Origin of the sequence: Acinetobacter sp. UBA5934 (assembly GCF_002430855.1) — a bacterium.
Classification (GTDB): domain Bacteria; phylum Pseudomonadota; class Gammaproteobacteria; order Pseudomonadales; family Moraxellaceae; genus Acinetobacter.
Genome location: NZ_DJDC01000087.1, coordinates 1 through 8,559, shown reverse-complemented (window position 1 = coordinate 8,559; position 8,559 = coordinate 1). Strand labels below are relative to the sequence as shown.

The 8,559-nt window shown below is 39.8% G+C and carries 8 protein-coding genes; 4 read left to right on the top strand and 4 right to left on the bottom strand.

The window, feature by feature from the left end; genetic code table 11:
* The first annotated feature begins 607 nt into the window (after positions 1–607).
* Together pepN and B2Y23_RS06265 are read left to right on the top strand one after the other, a co-directional pair.
* The gene (gene pepN / locus B2Y23_RS06270) at positions 608–3,214 is read left to right on the top strand and encodes an aminopeptidase N (RefSeq protein WP_291369687.1); all 2,607 of its coding nucleotides are present in this window, start codon (positions 608–610) and stop codon (positions 3,212–3,214) included.
* 302 nt (positions 3,215–3,516) lie between these two features.
* Positions 3,517–3,738 (top strand): hypothetical protein, encoded by a 222-nt coding sequence (locus B2Y23_RS06265; protein ID WP_291369685.1) that lies wholly within the window; start codon positions 3,517–3,519, stop codon positions 3,736–3,738.
* Positions 3,739–3,809: 71 nt separating this feature from the next.
* On the opposite strand, the gene B2Y23_RS06260 is transcribed toward B2Y23_RS06265, so the two are convergent.
* The gene (locus tag B2Y23_RS06260; RefSeq protein ID WP_291369683.1) at positions 3,810–4,253 is read right to left on the bottom strand and encodes a universal stress protein; all 444 of its coding nucleotides are present in this window, start codon (positions 4,251–4,253) and stop codon (positions 3,810–3,812) included.
* A 131-nt stretch (positions 4,254–4,384) separates the two neighbouring features.
* Complete coding sequence (locus tag B2Y23_RS06255) at positions 4,385–4,828, bottom strand: universal stress protein (RefSeq protein WP_291369681.1); 444 nt, start codon at positions 4,826–4,828, stop codon at positions 4,385–4,387.
* Positions 4,829–5,097: 269 nt separating this feature from the next.
* On the opposite strand from B2Y23_RS06255, the gene B2Y23_RS06250 reads away from it, so the two are divergent.
* Together B2Y23_RS06250 and B2Y23_RS06245 are read left to right on the top strand one after the other, a co-directional pair.
* The gene (locus tag B2Y23_RS06250; protein WP_409515225.1) at positions 5,098–6,099 is read left to right on the top strand and encodes an alpha/beta hydrolase; all 1,002 of its coding nucleotides are present in this window, start codon (positions 5,098–5,100) and stop codon (positions 6,097–6,099) included.
* A 90-nt stretch (positions 6,100–6,189) separates the two neighbouring features.
* Positions 6,190–6,534 carry a DMT family transporter gene (locus tag B2Y23_RS06245; RefSeq protein ID WP_291369677.1) on the top strand — a complete coding sequence of 115 codons (345 nt, stop codon included), beginning with the start codon at positions 6,190–6,192 and terminating at the stop codon, positions 6,532–6,534.
* Between the two features lie 138 nt (positions 6,535–6,672).
* Here the strand turns inward: B2Y23_RS06245 and B2Y23_RS06240 are convergent, their stop codons facing one another.
* Both B2Y23_RS06240 and leuE read right to left on the bottom strand, forming a co-directional pair.
* A complete protein-coding gene (locus B2Y23_RS06240; RefSeq protein WP_291369676.1) occupies positions 6,673–7,854 on the bottom strand; it encodes a benzoate/H(+) symporter BenE family transporter in 1,182 nt (393 codons plus the stop codon).
* Between the two features lie 136 nt (positions 7,855–7,990).
* Positions 7,991–8,559 (bottom strand): leucine efflux protein LeuE (gene leuE, locus B2Y23_RS06235; RefSeq protein WP_291369674.1); only part of this gene is annotated, 569 nt, incomplete at its 5' end.

Sequence of the window (8,559 nt, the reverse complement as noted above, 5' to 3'; positions counted from 1 at the left end):
AGCTCCCTAAGGCATCGTAGTTATTCAGAATTGTACAAATATCAATCGACTGCATTGGAATTCCTTCACAGCTCATAAACATGGCAATGACTTTGTGATCGATTCCTGCAGCATCAAGCGTTTGCATGGTTTTGATATTCTCGACGCGAACAATATGGTCTTTTAAATACATCATACACCTCTTCTAGTTTTGCTTTACTTTTTATAGTGCGCTTTACACAGATGAATACAAGCAAAAAACGTGCTCAAAATGTAGTCATCTTGAAAATTAGTGTCAATTTGAGTTAAATATTTTTATTGCATCGAAAAAATTTAATTTATACAGTCATTTATGAAAAATAAGTCTTGTTCGCATCCTCTTTTTTAAATTGAATAATCAGAGCAGTATTTAAGATTAAAATGATCCAAATCGTGCATTTATGTACTTTAAATCATCAATAGGGACATTAAATGTACCAATGTACATAACCTGAATTGAAAACTGGCAGCAATATGCCCATATATAACTCAAACCAACCGCACAGACAGATTGTGAAAGTTGTCGTATGATCGAAGCATTTCACAAGAACAAAGTCTTGGCTTAAGAACGACAGGATTAGGACATCATATGAATATCGCGGCAAACCCAGTGGTTGAAGCAGACCAGACTGTTTATTTAAAAGACTATCAAAAACCTTCTTTTCTGGTTGATTCAATCAACTTGGATATTCAGGTGCATACCGATCATACCAATGTGAATGCAGCATTGGTGATGAAGCGCCAGACTGCTGGGGATTTGGTGCTGCTCGGGCGTGATCTGGAATTAAAATCCATCACGTTAAACGGCAAGCTACTGACTGAAGCAGACTACACCCTTGATGCTGAACAGCTGGTGATTGCCAATGCACCGAATGAAGTCATTCTTGAAACAGAAGTTGTTATTCATCCGGAAAGCAATACCCAGCTTGAAGGTTTGTACCAAGCCAGCGATGATTTATTTGTCACCCAAAACGAACCTGAAGGTTTCCGTAAAATTACTTTCTATCCGGACCGTCCGGATGTGCTGTCTGTATTTACCACACGCGTAGAAGCCGATAAAAAATTCCCGGTACTTTTAGCCAATGGTAACCTGATGGAAGCGGGTGAGGCAGGCGAAGGCCGTCACTATACTATCTGGCAAGATCCGACCAAAAAACCAAGCTACCTGTTTGCCTGCGTGATTGGTGATTTGGCGGTGTTAAAAGATTCTTATGTGACGTCTGAAGGCCGTAACGTTGCACTAGAAATTTATGCCGAAGAAAAAGATATTCCTAAATGTCACATTGCGATGGAAGCCCTAAAACATTCGATGCGATGGGATGAAGAACATTATGGTCGTCCGTATGATCTGGACAACTACATGATTGTCGCAACAAGCGCATTCAATATGGGTGCCATGGAAAATAAAGGTTTAAATATCTTTAATACGTCTTGTGTGCTGGCTGATGAAGAATTCACGACAGATGCTGCCATCATGCGGGTGCAGTCTGTGATTGCGCATGAATATTTCCATAACTGGACGGGTAACCGGATTACCTGTCGTGACTGGTTCCAATTGTGCTTGAAAGAAGGCTTAACCGTATTCCGTGACCAGTCTTTCTCGGAAGATTTACAGTCTGCTGCGGTACAACGTATTGATGATGTCGCGGTACTCAAAGCGCATCAATTCCCTGAAGATTCAGGTCCGCTTTCGCATCCGCCACGTCCAGATCATTTTGTCGAAATTAATAACTTCTATACCGCGACTGTGTACGAAAAAGGTGCAGAAATTAACCGCATGATGTCAACCTTACTCGGCAAAGAAAAATTCCGTCAAGGTACGGACGAATATTTCCGCCGTCATGATGGTCAGGCGGTGACAGTTGAAGACTGGATTTCTTCATTGACTGCGGGTTCTGGTGTAGATTTATCAGCATTTCTGATTTGGTACAACCAGCCTGGAACACCAAAACTGGAAGCCAAAGGTGAGTACGATGCTGCGACTCAAAGCTATCGTTTAAGCTTTAAACAAAGTTTAAAAGCGAATGCAAAATATCCAAATTTAAAAGCTGTACCCATCCCAGTGGCTTTGGCACTGTTTAATGCAGAAACAGGCGAGCAATATACCTTGCAGTCAAAAGCCTTATTTGAAAATGGGGTAAAAGATGGCATGTATTTATTTGATCAGGCAGAAGCAACGATTGAATTTAGCGGCATCACAGCGAAACCTGTAGTGTCATTGCTGCGTAATTTCTCTGCTCCGGTCAATCTGGAATTCAATTATTCAGATCAAGAGCTGGCGTTCTTGATGCAATATGAAACCAACGGTTTTAACCAGTGGCAAGCCACTCAAACCTTGCTGGAACGAATTTTACTGGAAGGTCATGAGGCTGATATTTATATTCAAGCCATGAAAAATACCTTGCCTGAAGTCATTCAAAAAGATCCGCTGTTGGCTTCACGTTTGTTTGATGTACCTACAGAAGGGTATTTGGGTAGCCGTATTGATGCAGATTATCAGCCGGCCAAAATCCAGGAACAGCGTAACGCTTTACTGGACACATTGGCACGTGAATTTGGTTCGTTCTGCAAAGAAACCTATCTGGAATTAGATCCTGATAACCAAAGTGAATTCTCGCAAGCGATGGGTGTTCGCGCACTCAGAAACATTATGCTGAGTATGATTGCACGTCAAGGTGATGTATCAGCCTTTGATTTAGCATATGAGCAGTATCATACCGGTAATATGTCTGAACGTTTAGGTGCACTTAAAGTTCTGGTCTGGAATGATGCACCACAAGCTCAAGAAGCTTTAGCAGACTTCTATAGCCGCTTTGAAGATGAAGCTTTGTCACTAGATCAATGGTTTATGGTACAGGCTGCACATCCGAAAGCAACTGAGGAAACGATTCAATATTTAACTTCACATCCGGACTATGATTTGGGTACACCAAACCGTATTCGTGCGGTAAGTGGTGGTTTAAATGCCAATCCGGTGAATACCTGGAGTTTTGGCGTACAGCACTATATTAATTTAGCTAAATATCTGGATCAGAAAAACCCGATTGTTGGTTCACGTTTATTACAAGTGCTTTCTCGCTGGTACACTTTGGCAGAGCCACAACGTACAGAAGTAAAAACTGCACTGGAAGCGTTAAAGCCACAAGTGAAATCTAAAAACGTAACGGAAACTTTAAACAGTATGTTGAGCATATAACTCAACCATCACTGCCTAAGTAGAAAAAGCCTTCTTCTGATGACAATCGGAAAAAGGCTTTTTAGTTAATAATTCATTCATTTAACTTTCTGAAAGCGCGGCTTATTATTTAGACTAACTTCATCAAATCCTATCATAGTAAGACAAAATACATATTGAATAATCACATTGGAAGTGTCGAATTAATCACCCTTTAAGGGTAATATATGTATATTGAAGCTCATCTCAGGATGAGCTTTTATCATTTAACAGACTGTGATTGCATTAGCCTGTCATTTTGCTAAGTAGACTGGAGATTGGTTTTGTTAGTTAAAATTGAAGATGGTTTTTACTTGAACTCTCAACATATTATTGCGATTCGAGTTTCAAAAAATGTCCATGACGGAAAATTTGTGGTTATGATTGAATATACGCCAAATAATATTCAAGCTACGGGAAGCTATCAAAAGAACTTTGACAGCAAACTGGAAGCAGAAATTTACCTGCAAACTTTATATCAGCATATTTCTAAAACAAATGCTTAGAACATACTCTAAGCAGATGATGAAAAGATGGATAGAAAAAAGTCCCTGTAATGTAGGGACTTTTTTATGGCTTATACTTTCATAATCAGTACTGGAATTGGCGATTGGGTTAATACTTCTTGGGCCACGCTTCCTAATACTAATTTTTTAAATCCGGTTCGACCATGCGAACCCATAATAATGAGATCGGCACCGACTTCATCCGCAACATGCATAATGCCTTCAGCTGGCGATACACCGCGCACAATTTTTGTATCCACAGTAATACCATCACGAATGAAAGATTGCTTGATTTCTGCCAGACGTAACTGCGCACTTTTTTCAGCTTGCATAAAATAATCGGTAATTGCGGGTGCGACCTTATAAAAATCAACACCAACAAAGGGATCTACAGCAATGACACTGGTGATGGTGACTTGACTATTTAAAGGTTTGGCTAGGGCTAAAGCTTGTTCAACAGCTGCATAAGAAATAGGGGATTCATCTACTGGAACTAAAATATGTTTATAAGTCATGAAATTTCCTTATGAATATAGCTGAATTGATAAAAATACGAATGATTTATAGTCCGTTATGATGACTATTTTATGAAAGGAAGGAACCGATAAAATGAGCCTGACATGCAATGCAAGGCTCGTGTTTTAACTTATTCTTTTACAACCAGAACAGGCAGCTTGGTGGTTTTTAAAACATCCTGAGCAAAGCTGCCCATCAAGAATTTTTGAAAGCCTTTACGCCCATGAGAACCTATCACAATCAGGTCTGTTTTCAATTTTTCCGCCGTATTAATAATGCCTTCTTCCGAGATATTTCCCTTAATAATTTGAGGCGTTGCAATAATCCCATTTTCGGCAGCAATGGCTTTGGCTTTTTCTAATGCTTTTTCGGCATTGGCATAAGCCTCAACAAAATATTCTTTCATGATTGGAGAGGGATAATAGAAATCTGCTTCAGAAAATGGATCTTCAGTGACCAGACTGATCAGGGTCAATTGGCTGGAAAATGCTTTAGCAATTTGTGCGGCATTTTTCACCGCGGAGAAAGAAATGTCAGAGCCGTCAACTGGGACTAAAATATTTTGATAAGTCATAAGAACGATTCCTTAGTGTTTATTATGTAGCCATTATTTATAGATAGCACATTGTGTCGGATTGATCAATTTAGTCTGTGAAAATTGTTTTAAAATTCATTAAATTATATAAAAATCATAAATATAAGTGTGCGCTGCTTGGCATTAAAAACTGAGTTAAAAACTCAACATTCAGAGCAAGTATTTCTAAATGTTTAAACAGGGATTAAAATGCCCAAAACATGATAATGCCCCGCAAAATTTTAAGGGGAAAACTGATAGGGCAAACTGTGCATTCCAAATCTTTTAATCTAAGTTTATGTTTAGTTGCGGCACTATCCAGTAGTGGTTGTCAGAATATCCAAAGTAGTAGCAAGCTCATTGCCGGCGTATTTAATGCTTCAACCACTATTCAGAAAAAATTTATTGATCAGCATGCTCCAGCAACTTTGGCACTGAAAAATATTGTATATATGCAAAATCCGGCGCTGCACCTAGATATTTACCAGCCCCGCGACATTGCCGAGTTGGGAGTCCGGCCAACTGTGGTCTGGGTGCATGGAGGCGGCTGGATTTCAGGTTCCAAAGAACATGCTCGAGGTTACTTCAAGCGGTTGGCTGATCAAGGCTATAACGTGATTTCTGTCGAATACCAATTTGCTCCGCAAACGATTTATCCGCAGCAGTTACTTCAGATTAATCAGGCCTTAAAATATATTAGTGATCATGCCGATACTTACCAGATTAATGCACAGCAACTCTATCTGGCAGGTGACTCGGCAGGTGCCAATTTAGTCAGTCATTATGCGGCTTTGCTCAGCAATCCGGATTTTGCCCAGCAGTCTGCTATTAGGCCGTTAATTCAACGTGAGCAAATTAAAGGTTTGATCTTGCATTGCGGGATTTATGATCTAAATGCCTTTATTCATACTGCTCCAGATGAACTGAAACTGATCGAGTGGGGCATATTTAATTTGGTGCAGGCTTATACGGGCAATAAAAAAGATGATACTGAATTTTTAAAAGGTATTTCTCCTATTCAATATCTCACAGAAAACTATCCACCGGTGTTCATTAGTGGGGGCAATAAAGACTTTTTAACCAAAACTCAGTCTGTCCCTTTTGCTGATGCTCTGATGCGTAAAAACATACCTGTAACTGGGGTATTTTATCCCAATAGCAAAGAATTTTTAGTTCATGAATACCAATTTATGATGGGTAAAAAAGCCAGTCAGCAGACATTTCAGCAAACGATTCAATTTATTCAAAAATATAGTGACTTATCTTTTTAGGCTTATTTGAGATAGGTAAACATTTTAAGTTAGATGGCGCTTAATCTCTGTGGAAGTAGTATTTGAATGACAGATTAAGGAGAAAAGGATATGAATCCACTGCTGCTGGCTTATATCTTGCTGGCTTTGGCGATTATTTCCGAAGTCACCGGTTCAACATTTTTAGTTAAATCTGAAGGTTTTACTCAACTGGTTCCGAGCCTGTTGGTTTTTATCTTTTATGTAATTTCATTTTATTTGCTCTCTCAAGTCCTTAAAACTATTCCTTTAGGCATTGCCTATGCGATATGGAGCGGTGTAGGAATTGTATTGACCGCCTTGATTGGATTTTTTATATTCCGTCAAAGTCTGGATTTGCCTGCTGTGATTGGAATTGCCATGATTATCGGTGGCGTTATTGTGATGAATGTCTTTTCTAAATCAGTGGGGCATTGACCCTATACAACGACCTGGCTAAAACGGAGATTAACTTATCAATTCATGCACGTCGCAGGCAAAATATTAATTGATCATTGAACTTATATCCTCCCGAGAAAGATATAAGTACAAAAATACAACGACTAAAGATAGATGTTATTTGAGGGATGAGTGTGTTCTAAACTTGAAAATGAAGTGAACAACAAGTCCAAATAATAGTCCCCAAAAAGCTGAACCAATACCGAAAAACTGAATACCGGAAGCACTAAATAAAAAGGTCAGTAGCACAGCTTCTCGTTCAGCAGCCTGATGAAAGGCCAGCGCAATGTTATGACCAATGGTTCCTAATAGCGCAATACCCGCCAAAGCAGTAATAAATACGCCAGGGAAAGACATTAAAATACTGGTCAGTGTCGCGGCAAACACACCCATCAAGATATAAAAGAAGCCGCAGCTCATACCGGCAATATAACGTTTTTTGCTGTCAGGATGCGCCTGATCATCCAGACTGATAGCCGCGCTAATGGCGGCAATATTCACGGAAAAACATCCAAAAGGCGCGAAAATGGTTTGTGCTGCTCCGGTCCAGCCGATCAGTTGGTTTACATTTGGTTCATAACCATAGCTTTTGATCATGGCAAGACCGGGCAAATATTGCGATGCCATGTTAATAACAAACAAGGGGAGAGCCAAACTGAAAATGGCCGACCAGCTAAATTCAGGCGCCATCCATACGGGTTGAGCCAGACTGAAATGAATGGTTGAAGTATGAAACTGTAAAAATAGAGGACACAGTGCAATACCGGCAATTACCGTGATGACAATGCTATAACGTGGAGATAGTCGTTTAGACAGAATATAGACGGCCAATAATGACAGAATAAAGCCCCAGTCATTTTGCATGCTGGCAAACAGTGCAATACCAAATTTCAGCAACACACCTGCCAGCATGGCACTGGTTAAACTTTGCGGAATATAGGTTAAAACTTTCTGAAAAATACCGGAAAAACCTAAAATCGCCGTCAGCAATCCACAAACTAAAAATGCCCCAATCGCTTCATAAAGATTATAACCATTGGCGGTGGCCAGAATTAATGCCAGCCCTGCGGTTGACCATGAGGTTGCAACAGGATATTTAAACTTCCAGGACAGGATTAAACCGCTTAAACCAATGCCCAAACCCAGTGCCCAGAACCAGGAGGTGATTTGTGCTGTGGATGCGCCCAAAAGTTGAGCCGATTGAATCACCAATACGGAGGAAACACTGATACCGACAAGGAAGGTAATAAAACCTGCAAAGACAGCAGGAATGGAGAAGTCTTGGAGAAGTTTTTGCATAAATCCTTTGCAATGGTAATCTTATAATAGTGGAAAAGCGTACTAATCATACGCTTTTCATTTTCAAGCGCAAAGACATCATTGCTCTAATTTGTAGAGTGTTGATAACTTTAATGTGCTGTTGTCTGTGAAAAAACTACAAGGTTGAGGTCGCAAGTTTAAGACCAAAGCCACAAAATAACAGTCCTACAGCTGCTACACATGAGGGGGTCACTTTATAGCGTGAGGTAAAATAAGACGCGAGTTTTGCGCCAGAAAAAATCAGAACAGTTAAATAACTCATGCTAATGATCTGCAGAATGAGTGCAAGTGCAGTAAAGGTAATTGCGGGATAAGGATAGGCCGGATCGACAAACTGCACGAAAAAAGACAAATAAAATAAAATGGCTTTAGGGTTTAAAATACTGATGGTTAAAGCTGTTTTAAACGGATTGAGTTGTTCAATATTTTTTTCTACTGTAGATACTTGCGTTGTGGAATGAAGGGCATTCCAGGTGTGGTAGGCAGCAATCAGTAATTTTATTCCCAGATAACTTAAGTAAATTGCGCCAATAATTTTCAGTAAGGTAAATACCCAAGGGAAAGTATGCAGTAATGAAGCTGCACCCAGCGCGGTCAGTAGAATTAAAACAAGATCACCGGTATATACCCCGAAAGCACTTTTATATCCAGCTTTTATGCCAAATCGTGAAGCGATGGACATTA